The 18,184-nt window shown below is 35.4% G+C and carries 12 protein-coding genes; 5 read left to right on the plus strand and 7 right to left on the minus strand.

Annotated features, from left to right (window positions below):
* Positions 1–252: 252 nt before the first annotated feature.
* The 4 genes from AC4BC4_RS07930 (at position 253) to AC4BC4_RS07945 (ending at position 5,730) form a co-directional block, all read left to right on the plus strand.
* The gene (locus AC4BC4_RS07930; protein WP_490475293.1) at positions 253–1,596 is read left to right on the plus strand and encodes an FAD-dependent oxidoreductase; all 1,344 of its coding nucleotides are present in this window, start codon (positions 253–255) and stop codon (positions 1,594–1,596) included.
* A gap of 175 nt (positions 1,597–1,771) precedes the next feature.
* Positions 1,772–2,245, plus strand: a complete 474-nt coding sequence (locus tag AC4BC4_RS07935) for a GNAT family N-acetyltransferase (RefSeq protein ID WP_490475294.1) — start codon at positions 1,772–1,774, stop codon at positions 2,243–2,245.
* A 39-nt stretch (positions 2,246–2,284) separates the two neighbouring features.
* Positions 2,285–2,731: a nucleoside deaminase gene (locus AC4BC4_RS07940; RefSeq protein ID WP_490475295.1), complete on the plus strand. Its 447-nt coding sequence runs from the start codon at positions 2,285–2,287 to the stop codon at positions 2,729–2,731.
* A 476-nt stretch (positions 2,732–3,207) separates the two neighbouring features.
* The gene (locus tag AC4BC4_RS07945) at positions 3,208–5,730 is read left to right on the plus strand and encodes a cation-translocating P-type ATPase (protein WP_490475296.1); all 2,523 of its coding nucleotides are present in this window, start codon (positions 3,208–3,210) and stop codon (positions 5,728–5,730) included.
* A gap of 168 nt (positions 5,731–5,898) precedes the next feature.
* On the opposite strand, the gene cls is transcribed toward AC4BC4_RS07945, so the two are convergent.
* Positions 5,899–7,359 carry a cardiolipin synthase gene (cls, locus tag AC4BC4_RS07950; protein WP_490475297.1) on the minus strand — a complete coding sequence of 487 codons (1,461 nt, stop codon included), beginning with the start codon at positions 7,357–7,359 and terminating at the stop codon, positions 5,899–5,901.
* A 202-nt stretch (positions 7,360–7,561) separates the two neighbouring features.
* On the opposite strand from cls, the gene AC4BC4_RS07955 reads away from it, so the two are divergent.
* The gene (locus AC4BC4_RS07955) at positions 7,562–8,095 is read left to right on the plus strand and encodes a DUF2179 domain-containing protein (RefSeq protein ID WP_490475298.1); all 534 of its coding nucleotides are present in this window, start codon (positions 7,562–7,564) and stop codon (positions 8,093–8,095) included.
* A gap of 75 nt (positions 8,096–8,170) precedes the next feature.
* On the opposite strand, the gene AC4BC4_RS07960 is transcribed toward AC4BC4_RS07955, so the two are convergent.
* The 6 genes from AC4BC4_RS07960 to parE form a co-directional block, all read right to left on the minus strand.
* The gene (locus tag AC4BC4_RS07960; protein WP_490475299.1) at positions 8,171–9,118 is read right to left on the minus strand and encodes a DUF1803 domain-containing protein; all 948 of its coding nucleotides are present in this window, start codon (positions 9,116–9,118) and stop codon (positions 8,171–8,173) included.
* A gap of 106 nt (positions 9,119–9,224) precedes the next feature.
* Positions 9,225–10,151, minus strand: coding sequence for a manganese-dependent inorganic pyrophosphatase (locus AC4BC4_RS07965; protein WP_490475300.1), 927 nt, complete (start codon positions 10,149–10,151; stop codon positions 9,225–9,227).
* Positions 10,152–10,247: 96 nt separating this feature from the next.
* Positions 10,248–11,012 carry a pyruvate formate-lyase-activating protein gene (gene pflA / locus AC4BC4_RS07970; protein ID WP_490475301.1) on the minus strand — a complete coding sequence of 255 codons (765 nt, stop codon included), beginning with the start codon at positions 11,010–11,012 and terminating at the stop codon, positions 10,248–10,250.
* A gap of 63 nt (positions 11,013–11,075) precedes the next feature.
* Positions 11,076–13,322: a formate C-acetyltransferase gene (gene pflB / locus AC4BC4_RS07975; protein ID WP_438755993.1), complete on the minus strand. Its 2,247-nt coding sequence runs from the start codon at positions 13,320–13,322 to the stop codon at positions 11,076–11,078.
* 285 nt (positions 13,323–13,607) lie between these two features.
* Positions 13,608–16,079 (minus strand): DNA topoisomerase IV subunit A, encoded by a 2,472-nt coding sequence (gene parC, locus AC4BC4_RS07980; protein WP_438755992.1) that lies wholly within the window; start codon positions 16,077–16,079, stop codon positions 13,608–13,610.
* A gap of 12 nt (positions 16,080–16,091) precedes the next feature.
* Positions 16,092–18,167: a DNA topoisomerase IV subunit B gene (gene parE, locus AC4BC4_RS07985; RefSeq protein ID WP_490475302.1), complete on the minus strand. Its 2,076-nt coding sequence runs from the start codon at positions 18,165–18,167 to the stop codon at positions 16,092–16,094.
* Positions 18,168–18,184 lie beyond the last annotated feature (17 nt).

An 18,184-nucleotide genomic window follows, 5' to 3' on the forward strand; every position in this document is an offset into this window, starting at 1 on the left:
AAAAGCCAGTTAAAGACCAGTATAAAGTCTATAACTGGCTTTTTTTAAATGGATACTTTATTAGTTTAACATAAATATATTATGTAAACTAATAAATGATGAACTACATTATGTTGGAAATAAAGTAACTATAAAATGTTTTAATTCTCAATTAAAATAAGCAATTGAGAATTAAAAGTCTAAACGCTTGTTATTCCATACATTTATATGATACTCTTTATTATATAATAAATAATATTGGAGGTATAAGGAATGAAAGTTATTGTTTTAGGTTCATCGCATGGAGGCTACGAAGCAGTAGAGGAATTATTAAATTTACATCCAGATGCAGAAATTCAATGGTACGAAAAAGGTGATTTTATTTCTTTTCTATCTTGCGGTATGCAACTATATTTGGAAGGGAAAGTAAAAGACGTTAATTCTGTTCGCTATATGACTGGTGAAAAAATGGAAAGCAGAGGAGTCAATGTTTTTTCAAATACAGAAATTACTGAAATCAAACCTGAAGATCATCAAGTCGTAGTGAAAGATTTAGTATCAGGAGAAGAACGTGTTGAAGCGTACGACAAACTAATTATCAGCCCAGGAGCAGTACCCTTTGAGCTAAATGTACCTGGTAAAGAATTAGAAAATGTCTATTTGATGCGCGGTAGAAAATGGGCTATCAAATTAAAAGCAAAAACAGTTGATCCAAATGTAAACAATGTTGTTGTGATTGGCAGCGGATATATTGGAATTGAAGCAGCTGAATCTTTTGCTAAAGCGGGTAAAAAAGTAACAGTTATCGATATTTTAGATCGACCTTTAGGTGTCTATTTAGATAAGGAATTTACGGACGTTTTGACAGAAGAAATGGAAGCAAACAATATAAACGTAGTAACGAATGAAACCGTCCAAAGTTATAAAGGAGAAGGCCATGTTCAAAAAGTTGTCACAGACAAAGCTGAATATGATGCCGACCTTGTAGTTGTAGCAGTTGGTGTTCGTCCTAATACTACTTGGTTGAAAGAGACATTAGCTCTTCATCCCAATGGTTTAATCAAAACAGACGAATACATGCAAACAAGTGCGCCTGATGTTTTTGCGGTAGGTGATGCAACATTAATCAAATACAATCCAGGTGAAACAGACGTTAATATTGCCTTGGCAACAAATGCTAGAAAACAAGGACGATTTGCTGTTAAAAACTTAAACGGACCTGTAAAACCATTTCCAGGAATCCAAGGTTCTTCAGGTTTAGCTGTTTTCGACTATAAATTTGCTTCTACAGGAATCAATGAAGAAATGGCTAAAAAACTCAATAAGAAAACTAAATCGGCCCTAGTAGTTGAAGACTATTTAATGGATTTCAATCCTGACAAGCAAACAGCTTGGTTTAAATTAGTATATGATCCTGAAACAACTCAAATTTTGGGTGCACAATTAATGTCAAAAGCTGACTTAACTGCTAATATCAATGCGATTTCATTAGCAATCAAAGCTAAAATGACAATCGAAGATTTAGCTTATGCAGACTTCTTCTTCCAACCGTCATTTGATAAACCTTGGAATATTATTAATACTGCGGCTTTAGCAGCAATGAAAAACGAACAATAATCTATGGAGGTTGGGACAGAAGTGTTTATTTCCGAAGGAGTTGCTTCTGCTCCCACCGTTTATTCGGATTTATTAAGGCTAGGGTATAACTCGTAGAGTTATGTCCTAGCCTCTTTTTTTTATGCAGTAAAAATGATATGATTCGAGTAAATAATAAGAATTGGTGGGAAAATAGATGGAAATAGCATTAAAAGAAATGAATGTTTCTGATTATGAAAATTATCTCTCTTTTGCAATTGAAGATTATGCTAAAGATAAAGTCATGGCAGGAACTTGGAATGAAGAAGAAGCAATCTGCTTAGCAACGAAAAGTTTTAACGAGCTTCTTCCAGAAGGTAAAGATACTAAAAATGATTATCTTTATTCGATTGAAAATTCACTGGACACGAAAATCGGCTTTTTATGGGTTCATTTGAATAGAACACCTTATGCTTCAAAATTATTTATTTATGATTTTATCATATTTGAGGCGTTTAGAAATCTAGGATATGGTAAACAAACTTTGACTTGTTTAGATGAAAAAGCGAAGGAAATGCATGTGTCACAGATTGACTTACATGTGTTTGCTCATAATAAAGGTGCGATTCATTTATATGAGCAAACTGGTTTTGTAGCAACAGATATTAGTATGTCAAAACAGATAAAATGAAACGTCTTTTAAAAATCTACACCTGAAATGAGGATCAAAATGAATCATCATCCCAGTAGAAGAATCATGACGGAACTAATTCAAAAACAATGGACCGATCACTCTATTTATGCTGCCGTAGTGAATGAAAAAATGGACATTATCGCTATAGGTAAAACGACCGTTAAAGAAACCAATGATCCAACAGCTCATGCTGAGATCAATGCAATCAAAGTAGCTTGCATACTTTTAAAGAAAGATGTTTTACCAGCAGGTTATTGGCTGTATTCAACTTTTGAACCTTGTCCACTATGTTCATCAGCTGTTATCTGGAGCGGTCTCGATAGGGTAGTCTATGCAAATGATTCTAGATATAGAGGCTCATTACCTGACTGGTCTTTCATTAAATGTAAAGATATTTTGAAACAAGGCGCTTCTATTCATACAGTAGAATTGATTGAGAATTTCATGTTGGAAGAGATCAAAGACTACTTCATTAGACACTAGAAATAAAAAAACTATTTAAACTATATTTACCTAATGTGCACCAGTTGTTAAAGTTATTCCTGAACAAAGAAAATCACCGAAAAGACACAAAAATTCAATCAAGACTTTTCGTTGGCAATCGTGTTTTTGAAAAGACTTTTCAAAACACGGGCTATTCATCAGATTTTCAAAAGAGTCTTTTCAAGGAAACGGTTGCTTGGGGTAGTTTGATTACTCCAGCTGAATTTGACGATACCATGGGCGCTACAGACTTTCTGAAATATAAAAAAACGGGTAAACTAAATTACTTTTAAACGATACTTATCTGTATTTTAGGGATACCCTTATTTAGTTTTTTAGGAGAATAGGACACTATTTTCGAGCGGTCGCTAAACACTAAAAATTCGCTAATAAATTCTCTTTTTGCTCGTAATAACCGTTTTTACGCTGTATTATGAGTAAATCTTCTCTTTTATGAGAATGCAAAGGAGATTATTATGGATTTTATTAATTGGCATGGATTGACGCAACAAGAAGTAGAGGAACGTCAAAATGAGTTTGGAGTAAATCAATTAGAGCAAAAAAAACAAGAACCATTTTATTCAAAAGTCTTTAAGATTATTTTGGAACCTATGTTTTTGCTACTTATCGTGGCTGCCCTTATTTATTTTTTTCTAGGTGATCCTATAGATGGTGCAGTGATGCTTACTTTTGTCGTTGTTATCATTGCTATCGAAGTCATTCAAGAATGGAAAACGGATCAAACACTAAATACATTAAAAGATCTTTCCGCACCAAAAATCAAAGTAATTAGAAACAATGAAACGATTGAGATTTTGAGTGAAGAAGTTGTCCCTGGGGATCTTATGTTAATAGAAGAAGGAAACAAAGTACCTGCGGATGGATTTGTGATCAAAGCAAATGATCTTAGAGTGAATGAATCTTCTTTAACTGGTGAAACTGAAGCTGTATGGAAAACGATTGCTGAATCTAAAAAGTCTCGAACAGCAGATTATTGGCGCAACGATTATGTCTATACAGGCACTTTAATCACTACAGGGAGTGCTACTATTTTAGTGAATACTACTGGAACGAATACTGAATATGGTAAAATTGGAAAGCATCTTGTTACAGCGGAAAATGAACGTTCTCCACTAGATAAGCAAATTGGTACTTTAGTCAAAGTATGTGCGATTATTGCCTTTTTTTTACTTTGTATAGTCGCTATGAGTACATTTTTTAGTAGTACAAACTTAGAATTGAGCAATCGCATCATACAAAGTATCTTATCAGGTATAACGATTGCTATGGCTATGATTCCAGAAGAATTTCCTGTTGTTTTGACTGTATTTTTATCTATGGGTGCATGGCGATTGGCGAAGAAACAATCTTTAGTTCGTAAACTTCCAGCAGTTGAAACGATGGGTGCGATATCTATTTTAGCCGTTGATAAGACGGGGACGATTACTGAAAATAAAATGACGGTAACAAACGTTTGGGCTTACGATTCTAATAAGGAAAATCGCTTAAATGAAGTAATGGGCCTAGCAAGTGAAATCGATCCATATGATCCTATGGAAATAGCTATTTTGGAATACAACGAACAACAAGGTTGGAATAAAGATACGCTATTCAACAGCCCACTTATTACAGAGTATCCATTTACGGATGAACTTAAGATGATGGGGCATGTTTGGCAACGAAATAATCAGATAGAAGTTACTGTAAAAGGTTCTCCAGAAAGTGTCTTGCGTATCTCAGATTTATCGACAGAAATGAAAAAAATGATTCAGACTAAAATCGATATTTTTGCAAATGAAGGATTGAGAGTCATTGCTGTGGGTGAAGAAATCGTTAATACAGCAAATGAAATTCCTGAAACTATTGAACAGTGTTCACTAAAATTTCTTGGGCTGGTTGGACTAGCTGATCCACCAAGAAGGGGGATTGAACAAGATATAGAAGACTGTATAGAAGCGGGGATCAACGTGGTTATGATTACTGGAGACAACGGCATTACAGCAACTTCTATTGCAAAAAAAGTTGGAATTCGTAATGCCGAAAACTTTTTAACGGGTTTTGAATTAGACCAAATGGACGATAAGATGCTAGCAAAAAAAGTAGCGTCTGTAAATGTTTTTTCAAGAGTGACACCAGAGCATAAAATGCGAATCATCAAGGCTTTCAAAGACAATGGGGAAGTCGTTGCTATGACAGGTGACGGTGTAAATGATGCACCAGCACTTAAGTATGCTGATATTGGTATCGCCATGGGCAAACGTGGTTCGGAAGTTTCTAGAGAAGCTGCAGATATCATTTTATTAGATGATAATTTTTCAACAATTGTGAATACAGTAAGAGATGGAAGAAGAATATATGATAATATTAAAAAAGCGATTGGGTATATTTTTGTCATTCACATTCCGATTGCACTGACAGCATTTTTAGGGCCTGTTTTAGGAATTCCTCAAGAAGCATTATTCTTATTACCTATACATGTCGTTTTGCTTGAACTCGTGATCGATCCAACTTGTTCAGTTGTTTTAGAGCGTCAGCCCAGTGAACCGGATATAATGAAACGTCCACCGAGAGATCCATTTGCAACTATATTATCAAGGAGACTATTAATTCGAATCATTCTACAAGGAGTTGCTATCTTTTTTGCGTCGTTTTCAGCGTATTATTTCACACTTCAGCAAAATCCAGCAAACGATGAACTTGCCAGAACAATGGGGATGACAGTCCTCATCATAGCAAATCTTTTTCTTGTTCAAGTAAATAGTTCAAATCAGCTATTAGGTATCCAAACATTTCTAAAATTACGACATGATAAAGTAACTTGGATAATTTTAGGTGGGACTAGTATAAGTTTACTTGCTTTAATTTATTCTCCAATAAATGCATTTTTAGATTTAGCACCATTGTCAGCGTATCAATTAGTGATTTGTCTCTTATTAGGTATGGTATCTGTATGTTGGTATGACATTGTAAAACTTTTTAAAGCCTACAAGAAATCGTAACAAGCAACGTTAGATAAAGAAGCTACATTGATAGTTACAGCTTAGTACTTAATGTAGCTTCTTTATCTACTTTGTATAATGTATATTATGTAAACTAAAATAAAAAAAATCGAACGTAGCAATCTCTCGCCTCGCTCGATTTTCATTTAAATTAGTCCATTTTTTTCGTTATAATATTGGTGATAATAATCGAGAAAAATTTTGCTTGAATCGTAACCAATGTGATTGATCCTGAATAATTTCGTCTGTTAATAAAATACTGTTATTCATATCGTTCTCAAATATTTGTGTTAGTTTCCATGCGATTGCCGTATCATAGATAAACGTGCTTACTTCAAAATTTAACGCATAACTTCTAATATCCTGATTGGTTGTCCCAACCATACAAATCTCATTATCAATGATCATCGTTTTAGCATGGATGAAACCATTTTGATACATGTAAATTTTGACACCTCTGATATGCAGATAATTTGCATAGTATTGCGTTGCACGATAAATAAATGGATGATCCGGCATACATGGAATCATAATACGCACATCAATACCAGATCGAACAGCAATCAATAACGCATTGATCATGCTATCATCGGGAATTAAATAGGGTGTTTGAATCCAAACCGATTTTTCAGCGGATAAAATCATTTTGATAAAGCCACTTTTTAAGATTTCTTCTTCAGAATCAGGCCCGTCAGAAACAACCTGTAAAGCCAAATCTCCTAGCTCATTGTCTTCAGCTATTTGGAAATAATTTTCTAGATAATCCATTTTATAGGAGTCATGTTCTACAGAAGCATTCCAATCCATAATGAAAATTTCTTGCAACGAGAAAACAGATGTTCCAACTAAACGGATATGTGTATCTCGCCAATAGCCGAATTTTTTACTTTCTCCTAAATATTGATCTCCAACGTTAAATCCACCTGTCCACCCTATTTTTCCGTCAATCACAACTATTTTGCGATGTAAATGATAATTCAAACGTGTCTTACTGATCATGTTTTTTGACGTAATAAAAGGAGCGACTTTTCCTCCTAGCGCCAAAAAATGCGCAAAGAACTTTTTGTTTGCTCCTGGAGAGCCCCACGGATCATAAATCAAGTGAACGGCTACCCCTTCTTTAACTTTCTCTCCTAGTAAATCTAAAAACTTATTTCCAATACGATCATTGAAAAAAGAATAATACTCAACATGAACAGTTTCCTTGGCTTGACGAATATCTTCAAATAAAGCCTCAAACTTCTCTATTCCATCTGTATATATTTCCAGACTGTTTCGTTTGCTTAAAGGCGAAGAATCCATATTTCTAAAATATTTATTCAATACTCGTGCATCAGTTAGCAAATTGATATCTAATTTCCCTTCTGATTTTAGATTATCCTCGTCAACCTTTTTTTTAATTTCAGTAATTTTTACTTGATCATAAGCTGTGAGATTAAACACCTTTTGCCCATCAATACCTCTGCCACAAAAAAGATAAATGATAAAACCGATTCCCGGTAAAAATACCAAAGTCATGATCCAAGCAAGAACACTTGAAATGCCTCTTGGCTTTCTAAAAACTGTAATGATCGCTGCTGTTGTATTTAATAACACCAACCCAAAAAGTATGATGATAAAAATTCTCATCTGATTTCATTTCCCCTTAAAAATACGTAGTATATTGATTATAGCAAAAACTATTGATTCATCCAACGAATAACGTCGTAGAATAGTTATATTTGATTGATTATTCTTATAAGCAGATAATTTGTTTTTCACTATTTTAATTCTCATAATGTTGTACTATAATGTGCAGATGTATCTAATTTAAAAAAAGGAGTTATTAATAATGGATATTAAAATGCTTGTGACGATCTTTGTGGTCAATTTTTCTTATATCACATTGAATACGATTCGATTTATGCTGACAATGAAAGGCTATCGCTTGATTGCTCCTTTAGTTAGCATGGCCGAGATAACGATTTATGTACTAGGTCTTAGTATGGTGCTGAATCGATTAGATAACCCGATAAACTTAGTTGTTTATGCTCTTGGTTATGCAGTTGGGATCAGCGTAGGAATCAAAATTGAAGATTATTTAGCACTGGGCTATATTATGGTAACGGTCATTCTCCCCTCCTCTACAGAACAATTAAATTTACCAGAAATATTAAGAGAGCATGGATATGGTGTGACTCAAAGTTTTGGTGTTGGCCGTGAAGGTGAACGAATGATTTTAGAAATTCTTTCTCCACGCAAAAATGAACGGAGTCTGTACAAACTGATCAACGAAAAAGAACCTCGAGCCTTTATCATTTCATATGAACCTAAATTTATTTCAGGAGGCTTTTGGACGAAAAAAGTTCGGAAAAGAAATAAGTAAGATCAACACCGCTTCGTTATTTTCATTAATAATGAGGCGGTGATAAATTTGAAGGTTAAAGGTTACATAATATAATTATAGTAACTTGAAATAGCTGATAGAATGATATTTGTTAGGTAAATAATTTTTGAATAGAAAACTGTATAATTGTTGTTTATAGAACATACGTTGATTCTCATTTTCGATGGTTTTCCATAGAGAAATCAAATCCTTTTTAAGTTCTTCTAAGCTATTCTGAATTTCATCAGAATAATCATTACCTGCTATAGTTGGAGTCGCTAAGTATAATTGATTTTCTTTATTTTTTTTCAAATCACCTGTAACCAGCAACGCCTCTTGGAAAATAGTTTGCCTCCGCACTCTGTCATTATTCCGTTTGACAGATCGCATCACTTTTTGAATTTGGGGAATAAAATAATGAATGTCTACATCCCCGATTAAATTCTGCAGTGAGTCAAATTTTTGAGGTAATTCCTGTCCATTTGAAAGTAAATTGAAATAATTTGCTAGGTCTAGCGGAATTAAGCTGTCAGGATAAATTGAGACGAAACGCATCGAATCGTTACCTGCTTCTTTTTTTAAGAAGAATGACAAGCTTTCTATAGAATTCCTAACACCAAAGAAATAGGTTCCTTCTTCTTTTTCAAAAAATAAGGACCAAAGCCACTCTCCAAATAAGAAATAATCATTGGCCGTTGTTTGTTCTTCTGTGATTTTTCGAAAGCTTTTTTCTGTTGAATCCGGCAGTTTCAACAAGTTTTCATTCGTATAGATAGGAAAAATTAAAGTATATCGTCGATTTTCCCGCTTAAGAAGCTTGTGTTTGATTAATTTATCTAAGTATAACTCTAGGTTGCTATCTGTTGGAATAGCTGCCTTTATTTGGCGTAAGATCACTTCTTGTCCGTTACGATTTGAAAGGTAAGCTACTATTTTATTGAACAAAGGATCTATGATGATTTTATTTAATTCTTCTTTATTTTCATTTGATGCAAAATAATAGGTTACTTTTCCCATTCCCATGCTAGAATCACTCTTTCTTTCCCTTTAATAAAAATAAAAACTACAGCTGGAGTAAGCTAACCGCCACCTGTAGTTTATTAAGTTGTTAAATCAACTGTAAGATCGATTAACTAAATACTTCAGTTAATTGAGGAACCACTTGTTTTTTTCGAGAAACTACGCCATTTAAGAAGGCTCGGTTATTATCTAGCTTCACATTAAAGGCTGTCTCTACTTTATCCAAGGAATCTCCGATTACTAATAACTCAGAATCGCTATCTAGAATATTTGTGATGATCAACACAAATAAATCATAGTTGTTTGTAGCGTTCGCGTTATTCATTGCTGTTTCAAGTTCAGCTTGACGGTCAAGAACTTCATTTAGATCGACTGTATTGACCTGAGCGATTCGAACATTTTTATCGCCCATTGGGAAACTTTTGGCATCTAAATCTAATAACGTTTCAGCAGATTTGTCACTTAAATTGGTACCCGCTTTTAACATGTCTAAACCATAACCATTCAAATCGATTTCTGCGATAGTTGCTAATTCATTTGCAGCATCGATATCTTCTTGTGTGGATGTTGGTGATTTGAATAACAACGTATCAGAAATGATTGCTGAGGCCATCATTCCAGCAATTTGCTTAGGAATAGTGATGTTATTCTCTTTAAACATCTTGAAGACTATCGTACTTGTACAACCAACTGGTTCAGCACGATAGTATAACGGATCAGCTGTCTCAAAGTTAGCGATACGATGGTGGTCAACGACTGCAAGAATCGTCAACTCCGCAATATCAGAAATACTTTGTTGGAATTCATTGTGATCGACTAACATGACTTGATTTGTTTCCCCTGCGGCACTCTCTACTACTCTAGGTGCATCTACATTAAAATAATCTAAAGCGTATTGTGTTTCTTCACTGGGTGTTCCTAAGGCAACTGGTTCTGTATCTTTCCCTAGTTCTTTTTGTAAGTATGCGAAGCTGATTGCCGCTCCAATTGCATCCGTATCAGGATTTTGGTGTCCAAAAACAAGAATTTTTGACATAAAAATAGTTCACTCCTTCTTTTTTCTTCATTATTAATAATAACAAAAAATAGAAAAGAAACAACAATAATTGCTGCTCTTTTCTATTTTTATAAACTATCTTGAGGCATAACCTTGATAATCATTGACATGAAGTAACTTTTTAGCATTCGTTACACGATCCTCTTCAGGTGGTTCAATTCCGTTAAGCGGGTATTCTAATCCTAATTCATCCCATTTGTATTTTCCCATCGTATGATACGGTAATACTTCCACTTTATCGACATTCTTCAGCGTTTTAATAAATGTATCTAAGCGAATTAAGTATTCATCGTAGTCACTGCGTTCAGGTACTAAAACGTGGCGAATCCAAACTGGTTTCCCAATTTCAGAAAGATATTGAGCCATTTCTAAAATATTTTCATTTCCAAGTGAAGTAAGTAATTTATGTTGTTCATTGTCAATGTGCTTGATATCAAACAACAATAAATCAGTATAGTTCATTAATTCTTGAAACTGGCTAAAAAATGGTTCTTCTCTTGTGAAAGGTTTGCCACAAGTATCAATGGTCGTATGTATTCCTTTTTCTTTGGCTTTTTTAAATAAGTCTGTTAAGAATTCTAATTGAAGTAATGGTTCACCACCACTTACCGTGATGCCACCCTTTTCACCCCAATAAGAGCGATATTTGATTGCTTCATCTAAAACTTCGTCTGTTGTCACTTCACGTCCACCAGAACCAATTTTCCAAGTATCCGGGTTATGACAAAACTGACAACGCATACGACAGCCTTGTGTGAAAACGATAAATCGAACACCGGGTCCGTCAACGGTCCCAAAATTTTCTGTAGAGTGAATTCTACCCATAACAGGAGTTGTCATTCCTTGTTCCTCATTTCTTAAAAAAAGGGCTGACACGAAGTCAACCCTTCAGTTGTTTGTTTATTATAGTCTATCGTGAGAAGTTCTAGAGATAACGTCTGCTTGTTGTTCAGGCGTTAAGTCACGGAATTTCACAGCATATCCAGATACACGAATTGTTAAGTTAGGGTATTTTTCTGGATGCGCTTGTGCATCTAATAATAATTCATTTGTGAACACGTTAACGTTCAAGTGGTACCCGCCTTTGTCAAAGTAGCCATCCATTACGTTACGTAAGTTGTCGATTCTTGTATCATCATCTTTACCTAAACCGTTAGGATTGATTGTTTGTGTATTAGAAATCCCATCTAACGCACTTGTATATTCTAATCTAGCTGTTGAGTTAAGTGATGCTAAAAGACCATTTTTCTCACCTAAGAATTTGCCATCTTGATAACTTGGGTTAGCACCAGGTGCTAATGGTTTACCAGCGCGACGTCCATCTGGTGTATTCCCCGTTGCTTTACCGTAAACAACATTTGAAGTGATTGTTAATAATGAAGTTGTTGGTTTGGCATTACGGTACGTATGTTGACGTCTGATTTGAGTCATGAAGTACTCAAGAATCCAGTTTGCTGTTGCATCTGCTTCTTCATTGTCGTTACCATAAGTTGGGAATTCATTTTGAGGAACATAGTCAATTGCTAGACCATCTTCGTCACGGATCACTTGTACGTTACCATGTTTGATTGCCATTACTGAGTCAGCAGCATGTGAAATCCCTGCAATACCAGTCGCAAACGTACGTTGTAAGTTGCTTTCCATGAAGGCTAATTGTGCAGCTTCATAAGAATATTTATCATGCATGTAGTGGATAACGTTTAAAGTATTTACATACAATTCAGCTAACCAGTCCATGATGTCTTTGTAACGATCGATAAATTCATTGTAGTCTAAAGTATCGCCTGTCATTGGACGGAATTTAGGTGCTACTTGCATTTTTGTTTTTTCGTCTACTCCACCGTTGATTGCATAAAGAACAGCTTTTGCTAAGTTAGCACGAGCACCGAAGAATTGCATATCTTTACCCATAACTGTCGCAGAAACACAACATGCGATCGCACAGTCATCTGATCCCCAGTTAGCACGTAATAAATCATCATTTTCAAATTGGATAGATGAACTTTGTTTTGCAATTTTAGATGCAAATGTTCTAAATCCAACAGGTAAATGTGAAGAATATAACACAGTTAAGTTTGGCTCAGGAGATGGGCCCATATTTGTTAATGTGTGTAAGATACGGAAATCACTCTTAGTCACTAATGAACGTCCATCTAATCCCATACCAGCGATTGATAAAGTAGCCCAAATTGGGTAACCAGAGAATAATTGATTGTATTCTGGCGTACGAGCAAATTTAACCATACGTAATTTCATGATCAAATGATCGATCATTTCTTGTGCTTCAAATTCAGTGATAAGTCCAGCTTCTAAATCACGTTGGATATAGATATCTAAGAACGCAGAGATACGTCCGATAGACATTGCTGCACCGTTTTGAGATTTGATAGCACCTAAGTAACCAAAGTATAGCCATTGAATTGCTTCTTTGGCATTTTCAGCTGGTTTAGAGATATCGAATCCGTAAGTTGAAGCCATTTCTTTTAAGTCAGCCATCGCTCTGATTTGTTCTGAAATTTCTTCTCTTAAACGAATAACATCATCTGTCATTACTTTGTTACCAGTGTTGCTTAAATCTTTTTTCTTTTCAGCAATTAAGAAGTCCATTCCATATAAGGCAATACGACGGTAATCACCGATAATACGACCACGACCATATGCATCTGGAAGACCTGTGATAATTTTGTTTTTACGTGCTGATCTCATCTCTGGCGTGTATGCATCAAAAACACCTTGATTATGTGTTTTTCTCCACTCTGTGAATATTTTAGACATTTCAGCGTCAACTTCGTATCCATTTGAAGTTAAAGAATTGTTGGCCATGTTGATACCACCAAATGGCATGAATGCTTGCTTTAATGGTACGTCTGTTTGTAAACCAACGATTGTTTCTTCTTCTTTGATCAAATAGCCTGGTTCGTGAGAAGTTACGGTTGCAGGAATGTTTGTATCCATATCGTAGACACCATTTTTTTCATGCTGTACTTCAAATAATTCCTGTAATTTTGTCCATAATTTGTCTGTGCTTGGCGCGATTGGCTCTAGGAAAGAATCGTCACCTGTGTATTCAGTGTAGTTTCTTTGAATAAAGTCACGTGTGTCTACTGATGTTTTCCATTTGTCGCCTTTAAAGCCTGTCCATTGCTCCATTGTGGGCCTCCTTAGTATGCTGAAATCTATTGTAACAGCTTTATGTGATTAGTATAACACATCATCAATTTTATGCAAGCCTTTACTTACTATATTATGAGCTAATTCTTCATATTTTAAATAAATATTCAAATAAATGGCTTTGTATAAGTGTTTAACGTTTGTGATTAATGTAACTAAGTTATCTGATACTTTATTGTGAAGTAAGAAATCTGTTATAAAAAAAAGAGTGACTGTACTAGTACAGTCACTCTTTTTTTCTAATTCTATAGAACAGCTAATCTATTATTTAGACTCTTCATTCGTTTTTGCTTCTAATTCTGCCGAATGCATTTCGTGCACTTCCAAAATCTCACCATCTTGTTTTTCATCAAGCATAAATGAACCATTTGATGTTCGATCATTGATTGGGTATTTTTCAGAATCGATTGTATATTGTTGTCCATTTTGTGTTGTAACTAATAATTCTAATGGACTACTTTCTGACATAAATGTTACGCGATGAGGATTCTTTTTCAATTCTCTTAGAACCATCAATCCACGTTTTGCACGTCCGAGTTGTGGCAATTCTTGAGCCAACATTCGTTTGATGCTTCCTCGTTGTGTCAACAATACAATTGGTGTGTCACCATCTTCTTGGACCAACAAACCATTTACTACATAGTCTTGATCTTTCAAGTTCATTGCTTTAACACCAGCAGCTTTAGCACCAACGACTGGTACTTCTTCTAATGGATAGCGCAAACCAAATCCTCTATGACTAACTAAAAATACATCTAAGATCTTTTGTTCATTTGTTAAATAAACATTAACGATTTCATCAGTTTCTGATTTTAGTTTCATACAATTTGTTGGACGACTCTTATACGTTCTCCATGGTTCAAAATCGGTCATTTTACTTTGTTTGATCATACCTTCTTTTGTCATGAAAACAAATGTTTTCGTTGGAGAAAGTTCTTTGTAGGTATAAACGGCAATGATCGATTCATCGACTGACAGATTTAAAATAGCTTGCGAAATATGTTCTCCTATTTCTTTCCATCTTAAATCGGGAAGTTCATGAATTGGACGATAGATCACATTTGCTTTATTTGTAATCAGTAAAATATGATCTAAGGTATTAACTTCCCCTGTATAAAGCAAGAAGTCTCCTTCTTTCATTCCTACCTCTTCTGGTTTGGATGCGCTGTATGAGCGTAGGCTGCTTCGTTTGATATAGCCTTCATGTGTAACCGTTACAATAACGTCTTCTTGGGCAACTAAAACCTTCGTATCGATCTTGATTTCTTGGATTTCGTCTTCGATCTGGGTTAAGCGTGGATTTCCATATTGTTTTTTTACTTCACGTAATTCTTTTTTCATCACATTGAATAATTCTTTTTCGTCACTTAGAATTTTCGTCAACTCTGTTACAAGTTGATTCAACTCCTCTGCCTCTTTTTCAAGTTGTGTGATATCCGTATTTGTTAATCGGTATAATTGTAATGTAACGATTGCTTCTGCTTGTTCTTCAGTAAATGCATAGGCTTTTACTAAATTCATCTTAGCATCTTTTTTATCTTTACTTCCGCGGATCGTTTCGATCACTTTATCTAAGATCGATAAAGCTTTGATCAAACCAGCAACGATATGTTGACGTCTTTTGGCTTTATTCAATTCAAATTGACTTCGGTTGGTGATGACTTGTTTACGGTGAGCAATATAGCTATCTAAAATCCGTTTTAGTCCAACCTGCTGCGGTGTCATATTGTCGATTGCTACCATATTAAAGTTGTAATTGATTTGTAATTCCGTATTTTTGAAAAGATAGTTCAAAATACCTTCAGCATTTGTATCTTTTTTCAATTCAATCGCAATCTGTAAACCAGTACGATCACTTTCATCACGAACTTCAGCGATACCGTCGATTTTTTTATTCAAACGGACCTCATCCATTTTTTTCACTAATGTCGCTTTGTTGACTTCATAAGGAATTTCAGTAACTACAATTTGTTGTTTTCCACCTTTTAGAGGTTCGATTCTGGTTTTTGAGCGCAGAATCACTTTTCCACGACCCGTTTCGTAGGCTTTCTTGATTTCTTCTTTTCCTTGTAAAATACCACCTGTCGGGAAATCTGGTCCTGGAATAAATTCCATTAGTTTGTCTAATGTCGCATTAGGATGATCAATCAAATAAATCGTACCATCAATGATTTCAGCTAAGTTATGGGTAGGAATTTCAGTTGCATAACCTGCTGAGATTCCTGTAGAACCGTTCACAAGTAGATTAGGATATTTCGCTGGTAAAACAGTAGGTTCTTTTTCGGTATCATCAAAGTTCCAAACAAAATCAACTGTTTCTTTTTCGATATCTTTTAATAATTCACCACTTAGTTCAGATAAACGAGCTTCTGTATAACGCATTGCAGCAGGCGGGTCACCGTCCATACTTCCGTTATTCCCGTGCATTTCAATCAAGACTTCTCGAAGTTTCCAGTCTTGACTCAACCGAACCATTGCTTCATAAATACTACTGTCACCATGAGGATGATAATTACCCATGATATTTCCGACAGATTTTGCAGACTTTCTAAAACTTTTTTCAAAGGTATTTCCATCTTTATTCATGGAAAATAAAATTCTACGTTGTACAGGTTTTAATCCATCACGAATATCAGGTAGGGCCCGTTCTTGAATGATATATTTGGAATATCTTCCAAAACGATCGCCCATTACTTCTTCAAGCGTTAATTCTTGAATATCCTGGCGTTTTTCCAAATTTGTCACTCCCTACTCTAAATCGAATAAACTGATCTCGGCAGCTTCTGCTTCAGCATTTTTACGTTCAGTTTCTTCTTTTTTTTCTTCATCTAATACTTCATTTGAAATAGATGGGGAAATTTCTATTTCGCCATCTTTTCTATCTAAGATGCTGCCATCTTCTTCCAAGGTAAATTGCACATGTCGTTCGATCCATTTTCTTCTAGGCTCTACTTTATCGCCCATAAGCGTCGTTACACGGCGTTCTGCTTGAGCCGCATCATCTATTCTAACTCTAATCAATGTACGTGTCTCAGGGTCCATTGTAGTCTCCCACAGCTGATCTGCATTCATTTCACCTAAACCTTTGTATCGTTGAAGCATATATCCTTTGCCGACTTGTTCAGTCACGCTGGATAATTCTTCATCTGTCCAGGCATATTCTGTTACAGCTTTTTTGCCAATTCCTTTTGATACTTTATAAAGAGGCGGTAACGCGATATAGATTTTGCCTGCTTCGATCAATGGTTTCATATAGCGGTAAAAGAATGTTAAAAGTAAGACTTGAATATGGGCACCATCGGTATCCGCATCTGTCATGATAATGACTTTATCGTAATTACAGTCTTCAATTGAAAATTCTGGCCCAACGCCTGCGCCAATTGTATAGATCATTGTATTGATCTCTTCATTTTTCAAAATATCCTGCATTTTAGCTTTTTCCGTATTTAACACTTTTCCCCGCAAAGGTAAAATCGCTTGGAATTTTCTGTCTCGACCCTGTTTAGCTGAACCGCCAGCAGAATCTCCTTCGACTAAGTATAATTCATTTCTTTTAGGATTTCGTGATTGCGCTGGTGTTAATTTACCAGATAAGAGAGATTCGCCTTTTTTCCGTTTTTTACCATTTCGGCTTTCTTCTCGCGCTTTGCGTGCAGCTTCTCTGGCTTCTCGCGCTTTGATTGCCTTACGAATCAATTGTTGGCTCATTTCACTATTTTCTTGTAAATAAAAGCCCATTTGCTCTCCGACAACATTGTCCACAGCATTACGTGCCATTGGTGTCCCTAATTTTTCTTTAGTTTGACCTTCAAATTGCAATAGGTTTTCTGGAACACGGATTGATAATACTGCCGCTAACCCTTCACGGAAGTCACTACCTTCGAGGTTTTTATCTTTTTCTTTTAGCAAACCGACTTTTCTTGCATATTCATTGTAAGCTTTCGTCATAGATGATTTCATACCCACTTCATGAGTACCACCATCTTTTGTCCGCACGTTGTTTACGAAAGAAAGGACATTTTCTGAATAGCCATCATTATATTGGTACGAAAGCTCAACTTCGATACCATCTTTTTCGCCTGAAAAATAGACGACGGGCGTCAAGGTGTCTTTTTCTTCATTAAGATAGGCTACGAATTCTTTGATCCCTTCATCATAATGAAAAACTTCTTCTTTTAGTTCGTCACCTCTAAGATCAGTTAGGGAGATTTTTACGCCTTTTAACAGAAATGCTGATTCTCTTAAACGTTCTGCTAGTGTATCGTATGAAAAATGTATTGTTGAAAAGATAGTATCATCTGGAAGGAAAATAACTGAAGTTCCATTTTTTTTATTCGTTTTACCAACTTTTTTTAAGGTTCCGACAGGTTTTCCACCATTTTCAAAACGTTCCATATATTCAACGCCATCACGGACAATACGTACTTCTAACCAACTGGATAAAGCATTTACTACACTGGCGCCCACACCATGAAGTCCACCCGAAGTTTTATAACCGCCTTGTCCAAATTTACCGCCGGCATGAAGAACAGTGAAGATCACTTCTACAGTTGGGATTCCAGATGCGTGCATACCAACTGGCATTCCACGACCGGAGTCGGTGATTTTGATACTATTGTCTTTTTGAATCGTTACGTTGATTTCATTTCCGTAACCGGATAATGCTTCATCTACTGCGTTATCAACGATTTCATAGACTAAATGATGTAATCCACGGCTATCTGTGGAGCCGATATACATTCCTGGTCTTTTTCGTACAGCTTCCAATCCTTCCAAAACCTGGATGGAGGCGTCATTGTATTCATTGTTTACTTTTTTCGCCAAAGAAAAAACTCCTTATA

The sequence above is a fragment of the Enterococcus sp. AMC1086 genome (assembly GCF_058216575.1).